Below are 17,767 nucleotides of genomic sequence, written 5' to 3'. Positions count from 1 at the left end.
TTAATGGTGATGTCTTTTTCTGTCACCCAGCCACCGTTACGTTGTATCTGAACCAGCAGGCGGACTTCCGATGGATTCCTGTCCCCCTTTGAGGTGGTTTCCACCAGTGCCTGCACACCGAAGGTAAAGCGCAGACGGTCGATGTTTGCAGACGTGATGGTCCGGGTGATCGGCGTGTCGTATTTCACTTCCGTACCCAGTACCGTCTCGGAACCTGATGATTCAAATCCCTCCGGCGGTGACTGCTCCTGCTCACCTGCCCGGAACACCACCGTGACACCGGAGATGTTGGTATTTCCCTCACTGTCCAGCACCGGCGTACTGTTCAGCAGCACGCTTTTTAATCCATCCACCGGGCCTTCAATCGGCCCTTCGCTGATGGCATCAATCACACTCAGTAACTGCGTGGATTTCAGGTTGTCCTTCGCTTCGCGCGGGGTATGCCCCTTACTGCTTCCTTTACCCATTCCTCACGCTCCATAAACGACAAAACCGCCCGCAGGCGGTTTCACATAAAACATTTTGCATCAGCGACCAATCACCACAACCTGACCACCATCCCCTTCGTCTGCCGTGCTGATCTCCTGAGAAACCACACGTGACCCCACGCGCATTTCACCGTACAGAACGGGCAGAACATTGCCCTGGGCAACCATGTTATCCAGTGAGGAGAAATAGGTGTTCTGTTTACCGTTATCCGTGCTGGTCGCTGTGGGCGTCCGGGCTTTCGGTGCCAGCATCTGGGCCACACCACCCAGGATCATACTGGCCCCTGCTGCATACATACCCGATACAGCCGCGGCCCCCAGCCAGCCCACAGGGTTCCACCATGCCACCGCAATCAGCGCCGCACCCAGCACCGCCTGAAACACACCGCCACTTTTAGCTCCCGCCAGACGCGGCACGATATGGATCACGGCACCATTTGCCAGCGGCTCATTAAGACGGGCAGATAATTCATTTTCGCCTGCATCACGCCCGGCAATGCGCACCTGATACCAGCCCTCATTCAGTTTCTGGCGAAACGACGGAAGCTGCGTGGCCAGCGCCCGGATGGCTTCGGCCCCCGTTTTCACACGAAGGTCGATGCGGCGGCCAAATCGTTGTAAATCCCCGTAAAGGCAGATGCGTGCCATGCCCGGTGACGCCAGAGGGAGTGTGTGCGTCGCTGCCATTTGTCGGTATACCTCTCTCGTTTACTCAGTTGTTCAGGAATATGGTGCAGCAGCTCGCCGTCACCACAGTAAATGGCGGCATGATTCGGCACAGATGAACCAAAACAGCACAGCAGCACATCGCCCGGCTGCGCCGCTGACAACGGCACCTGATACAGCCCTGTGGCCTCCAGATTATCCAGATAGAGATTCTGACCGTTACGCCACCAGTCATCCTCACGATGAAAATCCGGCATCTCAATCCCCGCCAGATGATAAGCATCCCGGAACAGCGTGTAACAGTCCGTCACCCCGTGCTCAAAGCGCCGCCCGGTGAGATGCGGCACACAGCGGAACTTATGAATCGCCCCCCGGCAGACCAGCCACCACGGCAAATCACTCTGCACCTGCAGCCGCCGGTCGGCCTCACTCGGCCAGGGCAGACCACCGGGGTGGCTGTGGACCAGCGCCACAATCTCACCCTGCATTTCTGCCTGCAGCCAGTCCTCCGGCGACATCCGGAAATACTTCTCCGGCTCACCGGAGATATTCACGCAGGGAAAATATCTTTCCCCCTCCGGCGTTCTCACCACGAAGCCGCACGACTCCGCTGGCGCACATCGTCGGGCGTGCGCCAGAATCGCTGATTCTGTCTGTGTCATGGGATTACTGCGAAAGTTTGTTAATGGAAAGGAAGCCGCCAAAGTTGCCGACGTTATTGCGAAACTTACAACCACTCAGGCATTTGCTGCATTTATCCTTCGTGATATCGGACGTCGGCTGGTCATATTCATCAGCGACAGCCGGACCGTGATAACCGCACTCATCACCGCGATAGGTCCAGGTGCAGGTATTAGCCAGCATGATGCGCCCCGGAAAAACAGCACCATCCGTTTCCGTCGGTGTGGCCAACACAAAGGAGGCACTGACCGCGCTCAGTTCGCTGCACTGCTCGATGCGCCAGCGGCTGATCACCTCCTGCTCCGGATCGGCATCACTGTTTCCGTTGACGAAGTTCACCGCATCCAGAAAACGGGCGTAAACCTTACGCCTGACCACCGTTCCGCCGACCAGACTCTGCAAATCCTCCGCCATACCGGTGACCATGCCATACAGGTTAGAAACCGTCAGCGTGGGGCGCGTACTGGTGCCTTTGCCATTCAGTTCAAAACCACTCCCCTGAATGGGATACGCCAGATACTGCCGCCCCTGCCAGGTGACCGGCTCACCTTTTTCGTTCTGCTCATTACAGAAAAAATAACGTTCACCACCGACCTCTGTCAGATCGATTTCCCAGAGCACCACGCTGGCCGACTGCTCCGCACGGGTGCATTCATTCAGTGTTTCCTGCCGGATATCCTGCATCAGTTCACCACCTGTTTAAACTCTGCGCTGAACTCAACACGCAGCATACTGACCCGCGACGTCCATTTTGCGCAGATCACCTTTATCTGCCGCCAGTCATAAGGCGGCGTCCACAGAAAGGCTTTCCAGCCTCCGTGCTCTGCCAGAAACGATTCCAGCGCCGTGGCCTCCCAACGGGGGACAGAAATCGTCACGCTGTACGTTTTCAGGTTGGCATTCAGCCCGGCAGGCGCGCGCTGGGAGTAACCATCACCAAAGCGCACCTCCCTGACGGAAGGAGTCGAAGCCACATCCATACCCGGTTTCACTTTCCAGCGGAAGGTTTTCATCGTCCACCTCCGGAGAACAGACCACCATCACGCATCTGCCCGGTCACAACATCCATTGCCGCCTTACGGGCTACGTCATAAACCGCCTTCAGCGCCTGTGGCCCTATCTGACCGTTCGTGCCATCGTTGTTAATCACCACATGGTTATTCTGCTCAAACTTCCCGGACGCCTGCGACCGACTGTCCGCCATGCTGCCCGGTGTACCGACATAACCGCCGGTGGCATAGCCGCGCATCAGCCGGTAGAGATTCCCCACGCCAATCCGGCTGGTTGCCTCCTTCGTGAAGACAAATTCACCACGGTGAACAATCCCCGCTGGCTCATATTTGCCGCCGGTTCCCGTAAATCCTCCGGTCGCAAAATGGAATTTCGCCGCAGCTGCCTGAATGGCTGTACCACCTGACGCTGATGCGCCACCACTGGCAGCACCGCCAATGGCGCTGCTGATACTCCCGACAATCCCCACCATTGCCTGCTTAAGCAAAATTTCTGTCATCATGGACAGCACGGATCGGGTGAAGCTGCGCCAGTTCTGTTCACTGCCGGTCAGCATCGCCGCCATATTCTGTGCAATACCATCAAAGGTCTGCGTGGCTGCACTTTTAACCTGCGACATACTGTCCGTGGCGCTCTCTTCCCACTCACTCCAGCCTGACTTGAGGCCTGCCATCCAGCTCCCGCGAAGCTGGTCTTCAGCTGCCCAGGTCTTTTTCTGCTCTGACATGACGTTATTCAGCGCCAGCGGATTATCGCCATACTGTTCCTTCAGACGCTGTTCCGTGGCTTCCCGCGCTGCCTGCCGGTCAGTCAGCCCCCGGTTTTTCGCATCAATGGCTGCCCGTTTTGCCCGTTGTTGCTGTGCGAACTTATCCGCCTGCTGCGCCAGCGCATTCAGGTGCTCCTGATACGTAACCTTATCGCCAAGTGCAGCCAGCTGGCGTTTGTACTCCAGCGTCTCGTCTTTATGCGCCAGCAGGGATTTCTCCTGTGCGGACAGCTGGCGACGTTGTGCCGCCTCCTCCAGTACCGCGAACTGACTTTCTGCCTTCCACAAATCCCGGCGCTGCTGGCTGATTTTCTCATTCGCTCCGGCATGCTTCTCCAGCGTCCGGAGTTCTGCCTGAAGCGTCAGCAGGGCGGCATGAGCACTGTCTTCCTGACGCTCTCCTGCAGACACCTTCACGCCGGACTGCTTCGGCTTTTTCAGTGTCGCTTCATAGTCCTTTTTCGCCGCCGCCATCAGCGTGTTGTAATCTGCCTGCAGGATTTTTCCGTCTTTCAGGGCCTTATTCAGTTCTTCCTGACGGGCGGTATATTTCTCCAGCGGCGTCTGCAGCCGTTCGTAAGCCTTCTGCGCCTCTTCGGTATATTTCAGCCGTGACGCTTCGGTATCGCTCTGCTGCTGCGCATTTTTGTCCTGTTGAGTCTGCTGCTCAGCCTTCTTTCGGGCGGCTTCAAGCGCAAGACGGGCCTTTTCACGATCATCCCAGTAACGCGCCCGCGCTTCATCGTTAACAAAATAATCATCCTTGCGCAGATTCCAGATGTCGTCTGCTTTCTTAAACGCAGCCTCTGCCTTAATCAGCATCTCCTGCGCGGTATCAGGACGACCAATATCCAGCACCGCATCCCACATGGATTTGAATGCCCGTGCAGTCCTGTCTGCCCAGGTCTCCAGCGTGCCCATGTTCTCTTTCAGGCGGCGGGTCTGGTCATCAAACCCTTTCGTTGCGGCCTCGTTCGCCGCCTGCAATGCCCCGGCTTCATCGCCGGAACGCTGCAACTGAGCAACATACGCAATCTGCTCCGCCGTCACGTTATGGAACTGGCGTGCCATCGCCGTCAGCCCCGACGTCGGGTCTGTGGTCAGCTTCCCGAAGGCTTCAGCGACCTTGTCCACCTCCACACCGGATGCAGAGGAGAAACGCGCCACACTCTGGCTGATGGACGCAATCTGAGCCTCACCGCTTACCCCCGCCTTAACCAGTGCGCTGAGTGACTCGCTGGTCTGGTTAAACGTCAGCCCTGCCGCCTGCCCGGCTCTGGACAGGACCAGCATACGATCTGCCGTCAGACCCGACTGATTACCGGAAAGGACCAGCGTTTTGTTGAAATCGGACAGGGTTGAGTTGCCCTGATACCAGGCATACGCCAGCGCCCCTGTAGCCACCGCCAGCGAGGTGGCCCCGACCATCGGCAGGGTGATCGCACCGGCAAGCCCCCTGAACATGGGGATCATCCCGCCGAAGGAGTCCTTCACCTGACCCCCCTGTTGCAACAGGATCAGCCACGGACTTTGCCCGCCTGCAAGCTGCGTGGCCACGTCGGTGAACTGTGCAGGCAGCATACGCATGGCGGCTTTATACTGCCCGACGGAAATCCCCGCTTTCTGTGCAGCCAGCGCCTGCCGGTTCATTGACTGTTCAACGACTGCCGCTGTTTTTTTCGCATCAGTTTCCGTACCGGAAAAATGACGCCTGACTCTGGCCATCTGCTCGTCAAATCTGGCCGCATCCAGACTTAAATCAACGACCAGATCGCCTACCGGTTCAGCCATACCGGACTCCTCCTGCGATCCCTTCTGATACTGTCATCAGCATTACGTCATCCTCCGTCATGTCCGCCACATCCGGGGAAGCGGGGATAACTTCATTCCCGTCCGGGCTAAAACGAACGCCTCCGGCAAGCCCTGCCGCTTTCTGCATCAGCACATCATCTTCAGGCTCTTCGTCAGCCTCACGCCGGTTCAGCAGACTGAAATCCAGCGGATGCATATCCGGATCGCTGAAAAACAGGCTGAGCACGGTGTACGTCAGCCCGGAAAAGTGCATATCCAGCAGAACATCATGAAAATAATGGGTACTGTAAAAGCGGTGCCAGTCGGCATACTCCGTGGATGACATCCCGGCAAGCATGGCGCGCCAGTCGGGTCGCCCCATCTCACGCGCCAGTTTCAGGGCAAAACTCAGCTCACCGTCGAACACTTTCCCGCAGAAACAGGCTCTGCAGGCCCGGCGTCATCTGCCTGTTCAGGGGCATTATTCACCACAAACTCATACATACCGGACAGCCGGTACACCACGTTTTCAGCATGAGAAATTGCCTCTGTGGGCCAGGTGGTAAGCACTTCCTGCTCAATCTGTTTAACGGCTTCATTCATGGACGGCATCTGCGTCTTCTTCGGATGGTTATGCCACAGAGACATCGCCACCACAAAAGCGCCGGTTCTGATGACGTCTTCCACAGTAAACTTCCGGTTGCTGTCGGATTCTGCCTGCTGTTTCATCAAGGCGAGATGCTCAATACGCTGCAGGGCTGACAGTTCAGAAAGCATGACGGTCACGCCGTTATATTCAAATGATTCGGTTTTCAGGAACATCGCTGACTCTCCGGATTAACTGGCGGTGACGGTGATTTCTGCAACAGCAGCAAGTTCACCATTACCGGATACGACCGGAATGTTGACCTTGCCTGCAGCAACGCCGTTCACGGTGATGGTCATACCACTGACCGACACGGTGGCTTTTGTTTTATCCGAAGACACCGCACGGAAGCTCTTGTCGGTTACGCCTTCCGGCTGGAATGCCACGGTCAGCGTGGTGCTCTGCCCTTTCACTACAGAAGCACTGGCTGGCGTTACCGTCATGCCGGTTGCCGCCGTCACCGTACTGCGATCTTCAGCCATCGACGGGCGTCCCACATTGGTGACCTTCACCGTGCGGGTGATCACTTCCTTCGCCGTCACCGCCTTACCGATACTGCTGACCCAGCCACGGAACACATCGACCGTGCCGTTCGGGAAGCGGATTTTATAGGCACGGGTATCACCTTCATTAAACCACGCCAGCAGCGCCTGCTGCCCCTGCTCTCCGGGCATCCACGCCAGCGTGAAGCTGGTATCTCCGGCAGATTTCTGCCCCTGCCCGGTCGCAGTCCAGTCTGCATCTTCATCATCGAGATAGCTGTCGTCATAGGACTCAGCGGTCAGTTCGCCGGGCGTCAGGTCTTTAACTTTTGCCAGACGCGACCAGTCAACGTCTGAAAGCGGGTTCGCATAAGGGTCACCGTTCCCCTTATAAACCCACAGTGTGGTCCCGGCACCTTTTACCGGCATTGTTGGATTTGGTACAGGCATAGCGTCCTCACATTTCATAGGTAATGACATAAGTCAGATCGGCTGAACTCCACAGGCCCGCATCATCGTCGCGCCGGTAGTCATAGCCACTGGCCACCATACTGGTGATCAAATCTGACAGTGCCGGGATATCGCTCATCACCGGATAAATCCGGGACTCCATCCACGAATCCAGCTCTGAATCCGGCACCTGAGCAGGCAGGAAAACTTCAATATGCAGCTCCGCCTGCCAGGTATCGCTGTCCAGCTCTTCGCCCGTGTATTCAGCGCCGGTGAGATAAACGGCAATTGCCGGAAAATCTTCCTCATCAAAAACAGCGGGGCGACCATCAAAAAGCGTCGCCCCGGTGTCATGCTTCTCCAGTGCATCCAGTACGGCTGCACGGAGTTCAGTATGTTTCATCGCTTTATTACCATTCTCAGTTGATGCTGCAGCGCATAGCCCAGCTCTTTCGGAAGACGTTCACGCCGTATCCGTTCAATATTCTGTTTAAACGCCGTGGTAAGCGGCACCGCCATCGGGATTTTCACCACATCAATGGGGTAACGGTTTTTCCCGGCCACACGCTGCATGACATGCCACCGGCCATTTTTCAGTTGCTGAATAAACGCGCCGGGAATACGACGGTTACCCACCACAAGCACGCTGCCGCCACCTTTCAGGGATGAACGCTGCCCCTTTTTACGACGCCTGCGGCGGGACAGGACAACCCGCGCATTACCCAGCTTGATTACGGGCAAATCCCCCCGGTTAACTTTGATTCTGGCCTGCGGATTTTTGACCGTGGCCCTTTTCAGCCTGGCCCTTTCCTTTACCAGTTTCCGGCGTACCTTTGTCTCACGGGCAACCTGTGACGCAGACTGCGATATCGCGGATGAAGCAACGCGGTTAATAGCCATTGCGGCGGCACCAGGCACCGCCGTTTTGCTGATACGGCTGAGGTTTTCAACGGCCTGCTCAAGACCTTTTATGGCCATACATCCCCCTTTCAGCGGCGACGGTTAACGGCAGGCGGTACGCCCCGTCCAAGCCAGAGATGACAGCTTCCGCCATCATCCGGCGAAACCCGGTCTACCCAGAAATTTTCCTCACCGATGGTCAGCGTGTCTCCACGCCGCAGCTGCCGCACCTCATCAGTCCGGACAAACAGGGACGGGCTGGAGCCTTCAACGCGCACGCCCTGTCCGGCATAGCTGATATTTTCAGGGTCATCAAAAACACCACGTATTACTGCGCCGGACTGCTCACCGGATGTAATGGTGGCTGACGTTCCCATGTACCCGCGTATCGTTTCATCGGCGCGGGCAATGGCAGCATCGAACAGGTTATCGAAATCAGCCACAGCGCCTCCCGTTATTGCATTCTGGCCAGGCCGCGCTCTGTCATTTCGGCTGCCACACCGGCAGAGACACGAAACGCCGTTCCCGGCAGCACAAATGCCACAGTTTCATCCCGCGTGGCGTGAAGTGCATCAGTATGCAGCGTCACCAGTGCCACGACCGTGACCAGAGCAGCCGTATCAATCATGGTATCCGGCTGCGCTGATACCACCTCATTTTCATGTCCGGTCAGCGCATTTTCCGGTCTGAGAGGGGTATCCTGACCGGCAGCGTCATCCGTGTCATCAAGCTCCTCTTCCAGCTCTGCCACACGGAGCGCCAGTTCTTCTTTCGTCCCCGTCAGGCTGACATCACGGTTCAGTTGCTCACCCAGCGACCGGAGACGGACAATCAGTTCATCTTTCGTCATGGACTCCTCCACAGAGAGAAAATGGCCCCGAAGGGCCACGATTACGCCAGTTGTACGGACACGAACTCATCAGGGTCAGCCAGCAGCATCAGCGGTGCTGACTGAATCATGGTGAACTCACGCGCCGGATCGCCGGTGGTCACCCAGTTTTTCGGGTAACGGGCAGAGGCGTTAATGCCTTCGCGCTGTGCGTCCGCATCCTGAATGCAGCCATAGGTGCGCAGACCGCGTGCCTGAGTGTTCCCCAGCACCATCGTGTTGTCCGGCAGGAAGTTCTTTTTGACGCCGTTTTCCACGTACTGTCCGGAATACACGACGATGGCCACATCGCCATACATCCCCTTATAGGACACCGCTTTACCCAGGTCTTTCACCGCTGTCTCCAGCTCGGAATGAGAGCCACGACGGGTATCCAGCTTCTCCTTGACGGCTTTGAAGGAACGGAACAGCGCCCAGCCTTTCGGATCAAACACGATGATATTCACCACACCGCTGGCGTTCAGCGCGTAGGCTTCGATATCGTCGGTCGGGTCATACGTGGACTTGTCACGCTTGCTCCACTCCGTGCCACCGGACTGTGTGATGTTGTTCGCCGCACTGCGGCCCATATCCACCTCAACCGGATCAAAGGCTTCACCGGTCATGGTGTATTTGCCCTTAAGCACGGCAGAAACTGCCTGCATCTCTTCGACCTGGGCAATCGCCAGATTTTCATCCAGCATATTCTGCCGAATAATACGGCGACGACGGTAAGCCGGGTCAGCCAGGTTCTGCGGATCTTCATCCGGCAGGCGACGCAGGGTCATCTGCGGATTCACCTCATGCTTCGGCTTGACATAACCCGGCGTAAATTCAGATGTGGAGCCGCCACGGGAGCGGATAACCTCACCGGAAACAATCGGCGAAACGTACAGCGCCATGTTTACCAGTCCCGGAATTTGTGAGAGATAGACTTTTTCCGTGGTGAAAGGATAGGTTTCACGGAAAAACAGGCGCAGAAACAGCGGATCGAACTTAAAGTGATGCTGGGTCGATGCCAGTAATTCTGCAGTTGTATATACAGACATAAATTATTTCCATAAAAAAAGCCGCACAGGCGGCCTTTGTTGATGAAGGGGAAGATTAAACGATGCTGATTGCCGTTCCGGCAAACGCGGTCCGTTTTTTCGTCTCGTCGCTGGCAGCCTCCGGCCAGAGCACATCCTCATAACGGAACGAGCCGGACTTGTAGAACGTCAGCGTGGTGCTGGTCTGGTCAGCAGCAACCGCCAGAATGCCAACGGCTGCACCGTCGGTGGTGCCATCCCACACAACCAGCTTACGGGTAGTGCCATCCAGCATCAGCGGGGTCATTGCAGGCGTTTTCGCACTCAATCCGCCAGGCGCAATTGCTGTATGAGCCGGATCACTGTTACCCAGCGGCTGGTAATGGTTAAACTCTTCTTTTGTCGCCATAACTGCCTCTTATACCGGTAAAGCTTCAGGTGTATTAAGTAATTCTTTATTGGTATCAGATGCCAGGTTACCTGCAGCCAGCGGTGCCGGTGCACCCTGCATCAGACGATCCAGCGCAGTATCACTGCGCGCCTGTGCACTCTGTGGTGCTGCGGCCAGAATGCGGCGGGCCGTTTCCACGGTCATTCCGGGGGTTTCTGCCAGCACGCGTGCCTGTTCTTCGCGTCCGTGAGCCTCCTCACAGTTGAGGATCCCCATAATGCGGCTGTTTTCTGCCGCAACCGCTGCGGTGATCTGCGCGTTCACGTCCGGCTGCGCCGCGCTGGCGTTCTCGCCCTCCGTCGCTTGCACCACGGTGGTGATGTCAGCCTGCGAGGCAGTGGCTGAAACCGTTGTTGATTGAGTCTCTTTGGTCATTCGCCCTCCTGAGAGACGGGATTTACGTGCATCCAGTGCATCACGCATGACGGTGATCGCATCGGTGCTGTTAACAAGTTCATCAGCCAGTCCGGCATCAATGGCCTCCTGACCGCTGTACACTGCAGCCTCTGTATCCAGCACAGCCTGCACAGACAGGCCGGTATATGCCGACACCTTCTGCGCAAACATCTGGCGGGTTGCATCCATCCGGGACTGCAGTGTCTCCCGGACGTCATCCGGAAGATGGCTGTAGGGGTTGCCATCCACCTTATGGCTGCCGCTGTAAATCAGCGTGATTTCCACACCCTGTTTCTCCAGCGCAGCACCGTAATTACTGTGAGCCATCATGACGCCGATGGAGCCTGTCCGGGCGGTCTGCGTGACCAGACGCCGGGAGGCGGCACTGGCAAGCAGCTGACCTGCACTGCAGTTCATATCGTTGGCCAGCGCCCATACCGGTTTTATGTCACGCACACGGGCAATGATGTCAGCGCAGTCAAATGCTCCCGCCACCATTCCGCCTGGCGTGTCCATATCGAGCAGAATGCCGTCCACCATCGGGTCGCTGGCAGCCTGTTGCAGACGGGCGATAATGCCGTTGTAACCGGTCATCCCCGAATACGGCTGCAGCGCCCGCGTCCGGCTGACCAGCGTGCCGGACACCGGCAGCACGGCGATGCCGTTCATGACCTGATAACTGCGGGCCTGTCGTGGTCCGTCATCATCACCGGATAACGCCAGCGTCGCGAGTGCCTCCTGGGCAGTCAGGCTGTCGCCGGACACCGCATCCGTCAGGCGGCTGATCCCTAGCTGGCCTGCAAGCGCACAAAAGAAAACCCGCGCATAGGCGGGTTCAAGCATCAGCGGCTCATTAAAGGCCATGCTGGCAATATGCGGGAGATTACGCAGCTCTGCTGTCACTCTTCTCCTCCTCTGTTGATTGTCGCAGTCCGGATTCAAATGCCGCAGCCGCCCAGGCGGGCGGTTTAAGACCAGCTGCGCGGCGCTCCATCGTTTCACGGACCTGCTGGGCAAAAATTTCCTGATAGTCGTCACCGCGTTTCGCGCACTCTTTCTCGTAGGTGCTCAGTCCGGCTTCTATCAGCATCACCGCTTCCTGAACTTCTTTCAGACCATCGATGGCCATACGACCGGAGCCTATCCAGTCGCAGTTCCCCCAGGCACTGCGGGCTTCCTGAAAACTGAAGCGCGCTTTTGAAGGTAACGTCACCACGCGGCGAACGATGGCCTCTTCCAGCCAGCACAGAAACATCTGGCTCGCCTGACGGGATGCGACGAATTTTCGCCGCCCCATAAAGTGCGCCCACGACTCGTTCGCGCTGGCCCGTGCCGTGGAGTAGCTCATCTGGGCGTAATTCCGGGAAAGCTGCTCATACGAGACACCCAGCCCGGCAGCGATATACCGCAGCAGTGACTGCTCAAACACGGAGTAGCCGTTATCCGTGTCCTGAGCCGTCTGCAGGTTCAGCGAGTCACCCGGCATCAGGTGCGGCACTTTTGCGCCTCCCAGCCGGACCGGCGCGGCGGCGTAATACGCGGCAATTTCACCAATCCAGCCGGTCAGCCTTTCCCGCTGCTCCTGACTGTTCGCGCCCAGAATAAAATCCATCGCTGACTGCGTATCCAGCTCACTTTCAATGGTGGCGGCATACATCGCCTTCACAATGGCGCTCTGCAGCTGCGTGTTCTGCAGCGTGTCGAGCATCTTCATCTGCTCCATCACGCTGTAAAACACATTTGCACCGCGGGTCTGCCCGTCCTCCACGGGTTCAAAAACGTGAATGAACGAGGCGCGCCCGCCGGGTAACTCGCGGGGTATCCATGTCCATTTTTGCGGCATCCAGCCAGGATACCCGTCCTCGCTGACGTAATATCCCAGCGCAGCACCGCTGTCATTAATCTGCACACCGGCACGGCAGTTCCGGCTGTCGCCGGTATTGTTCGGGTTGCTGATGCGCTTCGGGCTGACCATCCGGAACTGTGTCCGGAAAAGCCGCGACGAACTGGTATCCCAGGTGGCCTGAACGAACAGTTCACCGTTAAAGGCGTGCATGGCCACACCTTCCCGAATCATCATGGTAAACGTGCGTTTTCGCTCAACGTCAATGCAGCAGCAGTCATCCTCGGCAAACTCTTTCCATGCCGCTTCAACCTCGCGGGAAAAGGCACGGGCTTCTTCCTCCCCGATGCCCAGATAACGCCAGCTTGGGCGATGACTGAGCCGGAAAAAGGACCCGACGATATGATCCTGATGCAGCTGGATGGCGTTGGCAGCATAGCCGTTATTGCGTACCAGATCGTCTGCGCGGGCATTGCCACGGGTAAAGTTGGGCAGCAGGGCTGCATCCACACTTTCACTCGGTGGATTCCACGCCCGCAACTGCCCACCAAATCCGCTGCCACCGCCATGATAACCGGCATATTCACGCAGCGATGTCATGCCGTCCGGCCCCAGAAGGGTGGGAATGGTGGGCGTTTTCATACATAAAATCCTGCAGGTCCCCTGCGTCGCTGTGTCATGCCGGTCTGCACTTCCAGCTCCGCAATGTATTTTTTCAGGTCAGACACGGAAGTGGCCGTAAACTCCACTCGCCGTCCGTCTTTCTGTACTGTTGCCACCCGTTTACCTGTCATCAGGTCATGCAGTGCCGTACGGGCAGCGGAAAGTTCTTCCTGTCGCGTCATTCATCCTCTCCGGATAAGGCACGGGCGTAATCTGCCAGTGTTTTCTTGTTGGTTGCTGCACCATCCTCCTCCTGCAGGCTCGCCAGCAGTGCACTGAGATCCAGTTGCCAGCGGGAAATACTGATGCGCAGCGCCGCCAGCGCATAAACAAAGCAGTCGAGCGCCTCATTGCGTCGCTTTTTGCTGTCCCACAGTATTTTTTTCCTGCCATCCACCCATTTTTCGACCTGCTCTTCAGCCGTCAGCTGCTGCGCTTCGGTCAGATCAAAAATATCCGGGTTATTCGGGAAGTGAACGGCACCGGGAAGCGGTTCATCCCCTTCCGGCGTCAGTGTGAAGCGGTTATAAATCTGCTCTTTCGCGGTATCCGTACCGATTTCGGTAAGGTAAACCCCGTTTTTGTTTCGCTTACGTGGCATGCTGGCCACCGGCTTTCCGTAGACGGATGCCCCTTTAATGGGGATCACCCGGAACAGCCCATGCTTTTTCGAACGTTCATACACAATGGTCGGGTCAATCCCGCCAATATCCCAGCAGATACGGGATACCGACATTTCTGCACCATTCCGGCGGGTATAGGTTTTATTGATGGCCTCATCCACACGCAGCAGCGTCTGTTCATCGTCGTGGCGGCCCATAATAATCTGCCGGTCAATCAGCCAGCTTTCCTCACCCGGCCCCCATCCCCATACGCGCATTTCGTAGCGATCCAGCTGGGAGTCGATACCGGCAGTCAGGTAAGCCACACGGTCAGGAACGGGCGCTGAATAATGCTCTTTCCGCTCTGCCATCACTTCAGCATCCGGACGTTCACCGATTTTCGCTTCCCATGTCTCACCGAGCGTGGTGTTCACGAAGGTTTTACGTTTTCCCGTATCCCCTTTCGTTTTCATCCAGTCTTTGACAATCTGCACCCAGGTGGTGAACGGGCTGTACGCCGTCCAGATGTGGAAAGTCACGCTGTCCGGCGGCTCAATCTCTTCACCGGATGACGAAAACCAGAGAATGCCATCACGGGTCCAGATCCCGGTCTTTTCGCAGATATAACGGGCATCAGTGAAATCCAGCTCCTGCTGCCGGATGACGCAGGCATTATGCTCGCAGAGATAAAACACGCTGGAGGGATCATCCGGCGTCCATTTGAGGCCAAACGGCGTCTCTTTATCGCCAAATTTAAGGTACTGCTCCTCCCCGCAGTGCGGGCAGGCAACATGAAAACGCATAAAATGCGGGGATTCACTGGCTGCACGCTCAATCTGACAGGTGCCTCTCACTTTGGGCGTGGAGCCACGGATGGACTTTGGCCAGACCGAGCCTTCAATACGCTTGTCACCCAGGAACGTCGGAGAGCCTTCCTGTTCAATATCATCATCAAAGGCAGCAAGTTCATCATAACCCGCCACATCCACCGACTTTTCACGGTAGTTTTTTGCCGCTTTACCGCCCAGGCACCAGAAGCCACGACCATTGGTGAAACGCTTCATGGTGAGCGTGTTATCCCGGTGCTTTTTGCCATACCACGGAGCCAGCGCCAGCAGCGACGGAATATCGCGGATGGTCGGCTCAACGTGGGTTTTCATAAAGTTCTCGGCATCACCATCCGTCGGCAACCAGATAAGGGTGTTGCGCTGCTTATGCTCTATGAAGTAGGCATAAACACCCAACAGCATTTTGGAATAACCGACACGGGCAGACTTCACCACATTCACCTCGCGGATGTAGTCGCTGCCCATCGCATTCATGATGGCCCGCTGAAAGGGCAGTGTTTCCCAGCGCCCTTCCTGGTATGCGGATTCTTTCGGGAGATAGTAATTGGCATCCGCCCATTCAACGGCGGTCTGTGGCTCCGGCCTGAACAGTGAGCGAAGCCCGGCGCGGACAAAATGCCGCAGCCTGTTAACCTGACTGTTCGATATATTCACTCAGCAACCCCGGTATCAGTTCATCCAGCGCGGCTGCTTTGTTCATGGCTTTGATGATATCCCGTTTCAGGAAATCAACATGTCGGTTTTCCAGTTCCGGAAAACGCCGCTGCACCGACAGGGGGATCCCGTCGAGAATACTGGCAATTTCACCTGCGATCCGCGACAGCACGAAAGTACAGAATGCGGTTTCCACCACTTCAGCGGAGTCTCTGGCATTTTTCAGTTCCTGTGCGTCGGCCTGCGCACGCGTAAGTCGATGGCGTTCGTACTCAATAGTCCCTGGCTGCAGATCTGTCTCGCTGGCCTGCCGCAGTTCTTCAACTTCCCGGCGCAGCTTTTCGTTCTCAATTTCAGCATCCCTTTCGGCATACCATTTTATGGCGGCGGCAGAGTCATAAAGCACCTCATTACCCTTGCCACCACCCCGCAGAACTGGCATTCCCTGCTCCTGCCAGTTCTGAATGGTACGGATACTCGCGCCGAAAATGTCAGCCAGCTGCTTTTTGTTGACTTCCATTGTTCATTCCACGGACAAAAACAGAGAAAGGAAACGACAGAGGCCAAAAAGCCCGTTTTCAGCACCTGTCGTTTCCTTTCTTTTCAGGGGGTGTTTTAAATAAAAACATTAAGTTACGGCGAAGAAGAACGGAAACGCCTTAAACCGGAAAATTTTCATAAATAGCGAAAACCCGCGCGCCTTCCGCCCCGTAGTCTGCCGGATTGCCGGAAAGGACCCGCCAGCCATTCGGGTTTACTTCACAATGGGATTTAATATCTGAACGACCAAAGTCGTGCGACCACGGTCGCACAGACCTGAATACACGTCCTGTTTCTTCCACCCCCGCACAGGACTGGCGAGCATGAGGGACAACCCCGCGAATCATAAACGCGGTAAAAACCCGGTGTGCATCGTTTTTGATTATTCCCGCACACTCGCGCAGAAGGAGTTCCCCGTCGGGCTACGGTCATGGTTAATGCGGGAATACAGCGACGATACAGCGCATGATGTGTCAGGCTTGAATACCTTTATCCGTTAAAAGGGATATCAGTTAAGTTATCCCGTGTAGGGTATAAGCCATTATCAAGCCCACCAGTAGATGGGCTTTGTAATGGCTACTTCGCTTTTGCTTCCGCTCGCTTACGCCGGCGCTCTTCTTTCCTCTCGGCTTTTGCCATGTCCATGAATGCCTGCATGATCGAGTTCCGCATCATGTAGCTAACAAAGTGATGATTGACACAGCCGTTGAGGCGCAGCTGCTCGCCAAACTCATCCACCGAGGCCAATGCTTCCATCATGCCCTTCTCGCCTTTCATGAACTCTGAGAAGTCGCGCCCCGCTCTGGAGGCGCATTCAATGACACGATCACTCATCCCGGAAGCCCGGGGATCGTTATCTGCAGCTGGTTAGCCAGGGAGTTAATCTCAGCGACCAACACTGGCTTCGTATAGCGCCATGCCGCCAGCCCTTGTCCACAGAAGCTCGCCATATCTTTTTTCTGATCAAACTCATGACACTTCATATTGAGCTGCGCACTTAAGCTGTTGCGATGCTGAAGTTCTCCGGTGAAGTAGTCATCCAGGACTTTATAGGCTGCATATTTAAATCCGGGGTTTAGCCATGCTGCATAATCATAAGCAACAAACTTCCCGCCATATGTTCCACCGTGTACACCGCGCTCAGTAAAAACCACAGATTCGTGGTTTTTCTCCAGCTCGGCTAAGAACTCTTTGGTCTGCTTGTTTCGCAGGTAGTGGTACGGAGATTCAGATTCACTTTTACCACTGGCTTTCCACATATCAGTGAGGCAGATCATGCCATCTTCACCGATACGAATTGGTTGATTGAAGAGGGTTAATGATTTCATAGCGTGTACCTACTCTTTGAAATGAACCTTTGCCGCACAGGAAACCAGCCCACCGAGGCTCGCCAGCACTAACTGGTATCCTCAAAGGCCCATTCCAAAGGGGCAGGTTCGGTGTAAAAAACATGCGTTGCGGTACGCATTTATTGCAAAAAGCCCCGCATCGCGAGGCTCATTAAATTGACTTTGTGATTTGCAAAAAAATTATTTCAGGCATTGCGTCCTGATGTACTCCTGCAGGTAGTTAACCTGCGCGGTTATCCTGTCGATTCCACTTCTGAGACGGTAATAATTGAGTTCAGCATCTGCTGTAAGTCTTGGGCTTTCTCCATCGCCCATGCTGCTGGCTCCGGTCGTTGACTTTGCACAGGTGGCGGAGACTTGCAGGCGCTTACGACCAGCAGAAACATCAGCACGGAGACTTTCGATAGTCGCGTTAGCATCAGCAAGCTCCTTTGTGTATCTGGCGTCGAGTACTGCTACATCACGTTGACGCTTCTGCATATCAGCGATGATGTACGTGGCTTTATCGCGCTGTTCTTTGTAGGTAATGGCGTTATCACGGTAATGATTAACAGCCCATGACAGGCAGACGATGATGCAGATAACCAGAGCGGAGATAATCGCGGTTACCCTGCTCATTGCTGCCCCCACAAACAGACCTC

At 56.0% G+C, this 17,767-nt stretch carries 23 protein-coding genes and 1 pseudogene; all 24 read right to left on the bottom strand.

Translation table 11 applies throughout. The annotated features are described in order from the left end of the window. Window positions 1-467 (bottom strand): annotated as a pseudogene (locus FEK66_RS10790) (host specificity protein J); the annotation flags it as partial. A gap of 60 nt (window positions 468-527) precedes the next feature. Continuing rightward, window positions 528-1,175: a tail assembly protein gene (locus FEK66_RS10785; protein WP_135493778.1), complete on the bottom strand. Its 648-nt coding sequence runs from the start codon at window positions 1,173-1,175 to the stop codon at window positions 528-530. Continuing rightward, window positions 1,073-1,816 carry a C40 family peptidase gene (locus tag FEK66_RS10780; protein WP_135493776.1) on the bottom strand — a complete coding sequence of 248 codons (744 nt, stop codon included), beginning with the start codon at window positions 1,814-1,816 and terminating at the stop codon, window positions 1,073-1,075. Before FEK66_RS10780 ends, FEK66_RS10785 begins: the two co-directional genes overlap by 103 nt. 4 nt (window positions 1,817-1,820) lie before the next feature. Beyond that, on the bottom strand, window positions 1,821-2,519 hold the full coding sequence (locus FEK66_RS10775; protein WP_135493774.1) for a phage minor tail protein L: 699 nt from the start codon (window positions 2,517-2,519) through the stop codon (window positions 1,821-1,823). Beyond that, window positions 2,519-2,848 (bottom strand): phage tail protein, encoded by a 330-nt coding sequence (locus FEK66_RS10770; protein ID WP_019842037.1) that lies wholly within the window; start codon window positions 2,846-2,848, stop codon window positions 2,519-2,521. The genes FEK66_RS10775 and FEK66_RS10770 overlap by 1 nt, the downstream gene beginning before the upstream one ends. Then, window positions 2,845-5,406, bottom strand: coding sequence for a phage tail tape measure protein (locus FEK66_RS10765; protein ID WP_135493772.1), 2,562 nt, complete (start codon window positions 5,404-5,406; stop codon window positions 2,845-2,847). Before FEK66_RS10765 ends, FEK66_RS10770 begins: the two co-directional genes overlap by 4 nt. Continuing rightward, window positions 5,399-5,833, bottom strand: coding sequence for a phage tail assembly protein T (locus tag FEK66_RS10760; protein WP_135493770.1), 435 nt, complete (start codon window positions 5,831-5,833; stop codon window positions 5,399-5,401). Before FEK66_RS10760 ends, FEK66_RS10765 begins: the two co-directional genes overlap by 8 nt. Then, a complete protein-coding gene (locus FEK66_RS10755; RefSeq protein ID WP_135493768.1) occupies window positions 5,815-6,228 on the bottom strand; it encodes a phage minor tail protein G in 414 nt (137 codons plus the stop codon). Before FEK66_RS10755 ends, FEK66_RS10760 begins: the two co-directional genes overlap by 19 nt. Window positions 6,229-6,243: 15 nt before the next feature. Further along, on the bottom strand, window positions 6,244-6,984 hold the full coding sequence (locus FEK66_RS10750; protein ID WP_135406881.1) for a phage tail protein: 741 nt from the start codon (window positions 6,982-6,984) through the stop codon (window positions 6,244-6,246). A 7-nt stretch (window positions 6,985-6,991) separates the two neighbouring features. Then, window positions 6,992-7,387 (bottom strand): phage minor tail U family protein, encoded by a 396-nt coding sequence (locus tag FEK66_RS10745; protein ID WP_000683145.1) that lies wholly within the window; start codon window positions 7,385-7,387, stop codon window positions 6,992-6,994. After that, entirely contained in the window at window positions 7,384-7,962 is a 579-nt protein-coding gene (locus tag FEK66_RS10740) for a phage tail protein (RefSeq protein WP_000975070.1), read from the bottom strand. Before FEK66_RS10740 ends, FEK66_RS10745 begins: the two co-directional genes overlap by 4 nt. A gap of 11 nt (window positions 7,963-7,973) precedes the next feature. Then, window positions 7,974-8,327: a head-tail joining protein gene (locus FEK66_RS10735; protein WP_000752979.1), complete on the bottom strand. Its 354-nt coding sequence runs from the start codon at window positions 8,325-8,327 to the stop codon at window positions 7,974-7,976. Window positions 8,328-8,338: 11 nt separating this feature from the next. After that, complete coding sequence (locus FEK66_RS10730; protein WP_135493766.1) at window positions 8,339-8,734, bottom strand: DNA-packaging protein FI; 396 nt, start codon at window positions 8,732-8,734, stop codon at window positions 8,339-8,341. A gap of 41 nt (window positions 8,735-8,775) precedes the next feature. Next, window positions 8,776-9,801 carry a major capsid protein gene (locus tag FEK66_RS10725; protein ID WP_000118191.1) on the bottom strand — a complete coding sequence of 342 codons (1,026 nt, stop codon included), beginning with the start codon at window positions 9,799-9,801 and terminating at the stop codon, window positions 8,776-8,778. A 55-nt stretch (window positions 9,802-9,856) separates the two neighbouring features. Continuing rightward, entirely contained in the window at window positions 9,857-10,189 is a 333-nt protein-coding gene (locus FEK66_RS10720) for a head decoration protein (protein WP_000201478.1), read from the bottom strand. Between the two features lie 9 nt (window positions 10,190-10,198). Continuing rightward, the gene (locus FEK66_RS10715; RefSeq protein ID WP_135493764.1) at window positions 10,199-11,530 is read right to left on the bottom strand and encodes a S49 family peptidase; all 1,332 of its coding nucleotides are present in this window, start codon (window positions 11,528-11,530) and stop codon (window positions 10,199-10,201) included. Beyond that, complete coding sequence (locus FEK66_RS10710; RefSeq protein ID WP_001379565.1) at window positions 11,511-13,112, bottom strand: phage portal protein; 1,602 nt, start codon at window positions 13,110-13,112, stop codon at window positions 11,511-11,513. The genes FEK66_RS10715 and FEK66_RS10710 overlap by 20 nt, the downstream gene beginning before the upstream one ends. Next, the gene (locus FEK66_RS10705) at window positions 13,109-13,315 is read right to left on the bottom strand and encodes a gpW family protein (protein ID WP_016232965.1); all 207 of its coding nucleotides are present in this window, start codon (window positions 13,313-13,315) and stop codon (window positions 13,109-13,111) included. The genes FEK66_RS10710 and FEK66_RS10705 overlap by 4 nt, the downstream gene beginning before the upstream one ends. Continuing rightward, window positions 13,312-15,237: a phage terminase large subunit family protein gene (locus FEK66_RS10700; RefSeq protein ID WP_001027295.1), complete on the bottom strand. Its 1,926-nt coding sequence runs from the start codon at window positions 15,235-15,237 to the stop codon at window positions 13,312-13,314. The genes FEK66_RS10705 and FEK66_RS10700 overlap by 4 nt, the downstream gene beginning before the upstream one ends. Next, window positions 15,212-15,757 (bottom strand): DNA-packaging protein, encoded by a 546-nt coding sequence (locus tag FEK66_RS10695; protein WP_000453558.1) that lies wholly within the window; start codon window positions 15,755-15,757, stop codon window positions 15,212-15,214. Before FEK66_RS10695 ends, FEK66_RS10700 begins: the two co-directional genes overlap by 26 nt. 139 nt (window positions 15,758-15,896) lie before the next feature. Continuing rightward, entirely contained in the window at window positions 15,897-16,124 is a 228-nt protein-coding gene (locus tag FEK66_RS25690; RefSeq protein ID WP_167854223.1) for a hypothetical protein, read from the bottom strand. Window positions 16,125-16,353: 229 nt separating this feature from the next. After that, entirely contained in the window at window positions 16,354-16,611 is a 258-nt protein-coding gene (locus FEK66_RS10690) for a hypothetical protein (protein ID WP_001283921.1), read from the bottom strand. Further along, window positions 16,608-17,105, bottom strand: a complete 498-nt coding sequence (locus FEK66_RS10685; RefSeq protein WP_000839225.1) for a KilA-N domain-containing protein — start codon at window positions 17,103-17,105, stop codon at window positions 16,608-16,610. The genes FEK66_RS10690 and FEK66_RS10685 overlap by 4 nt, the downstream gene beginning before the upstream one ends. 201 nt (window positions 17,106-17,306) lie before the next feature. After that, window positions 17,307-17,744 (bottom strand): lysis protein, encoded by a 438-nt coding sequence (locus tag FEK66_RS10680; RefSeq protein ID WP_135493762.1) that lies wholly within the window; start codon window positions 17,742-17,744, stop codon window positions 17,307-17,309. Window positions 17,745-17,767 lie beyond the last annotated feature (23 nt).

Origin of the sequence: Escherichia sp. E1130 (genome assembly GCF_005781065.1) — a bacterium.
In the GTDB taxonomy this organism is placed as follows: Bacteria; Pseudomonadota; Gammaproteobacteria; order Enterobacterales; family Enterobacteriaceae; genus Escherichia.
Note: the sequence above shows the minus strand (reverse complement) of the source record. Positions and strands in the feature narration are given on the sequence as shown.

Coding starts and splice junctions, on each gene's coding strand:
- FEK66_RS10730 (WP_135493766.1), bottom strand. CDS start 8,734: ATGACGAAAGATGAACTGATTGTCCGTCTCCGGTCGCTGGGTGAGCAA.
- FEK66_RS10690 (WP_001283921.1), bottom strand. CDS start 16,611: ATGAGTGATCGTGTCATTGAATGCGCCTCCAGAGCGGGGCGCGACTTC.
- FEK66_RS10725 (WP_000118191.1), bottom strand. CDS start 9,801: ATGTCTGTATATACAACTGCAGAATTACTGGCATCGACCCAGCATCAC.
- FEK66_RS10780 (WP_135493776.1), bottom strand. CDS start 1,816: ATGACACAGACAGAATCAGCGATTCTGGCGCACGCCCGACGATGTGCG.
- FEK66_RS10680 (WP_135493762.1), bottom strand. CDS start 17,744: ATGAGCAGGGTAACCGCGATTATCTCCGCTCTGGTTATCTGCATCATC.
- FEK66_RS10695 (WP_000453558.1), bottom strand. CDS start 15,757: ATGGAAGTCAACAAAAAGCAGCTGGCTGACATTTTCGGCGCGAGTATC.
- FEK66_RS10750 (WP_135406881.1), bottom strand. CDS start 6,984: ATGCCTGTACCAAATCCAACAATGCCGGTAAAAGGTGCCGGGACCACA.
- FEK66_RS25690 (WP_167854223.1), bottom strand. CDS start 16,124: ATGATTCGCGGGGTTGTCCCTCATGCTCGCCAGTCCTGTGCGGGGGTG.
- FEK66_RS10745 (WP_000683145.1), bottom strand. CDS start 7,387: ATGAAACATACTGAACTCCGTGCAGCCGTACTGGATGCACTGGAGAAG.
- FEK66_RS10740 (WP_000975070.1), bottom strand. CDS start 7,962: ATGGCCATAAAAGGTCTTGAGCAGGCCGTTGAAAACCTCAGCCGTATC.
- FEK66_RS10685 (WP_000839225.1), bottom strand. CDS start 17,105: ATGAAATCATTAACCCTCTTCAATCAACCAATTCGTATCGGTGAAGAT.
- FEK66_RS10755 (WP_135493768.1), bottom strand. CDS start 6,228: ATGTTCCTGAAAACCGAATCATTTGAATATAACGGCGTGACCGTCATG.
- FEK66_RS10770 (WP_019842037.1), bottom strand. CDS start 2,848: ATGAAAACCTTCCGCTGGAAAGTGAAACCGGGTATGGATGTGGCTTCG.
- FEK66_RS10785 (WP_135493778.1), bottom strand. CDS start 1,175: ATGGCAGCGACGCACACACTCCCTCTGGCGTCACCGGGCATGGCACGC.
- FEK66_RS10775 (WP_135493774.1), bottom strand. CDS start 2,519: ATGCAGGATATCCGGCAGGAAACACTGAATGAATGCACCCGTGCGGAG.
- FEK66_RS10765 (WP_135493772.1), bottom strand. CDS start 5,406: ATGGCTGAACCGGTAGGCGATCTGGTCGTTGATTTAAGTCTGGATGCG.
- FEK66_RS10720 (WP_000201478.1), bottom strand. CDS start 10,189: ATGGCGACAAAAGAAGAGTTTAACCATTACCAGCCGCTGGGTAACAGT.
- FEK66_RS10705 (WP_016232965.1), bottom strand. CDS start 13,315: ATGACGCGACAGGAAGAACTTTCCGCTGCCCGTACGGCACTGCATGAC.
- FEK66_RS10710 (WP_001379565.1), bottom strand. CDS start 13,112: ATGAAAACGCCCACCATTCCCACCCTTCTGGGGCCGGACGGCATGACA.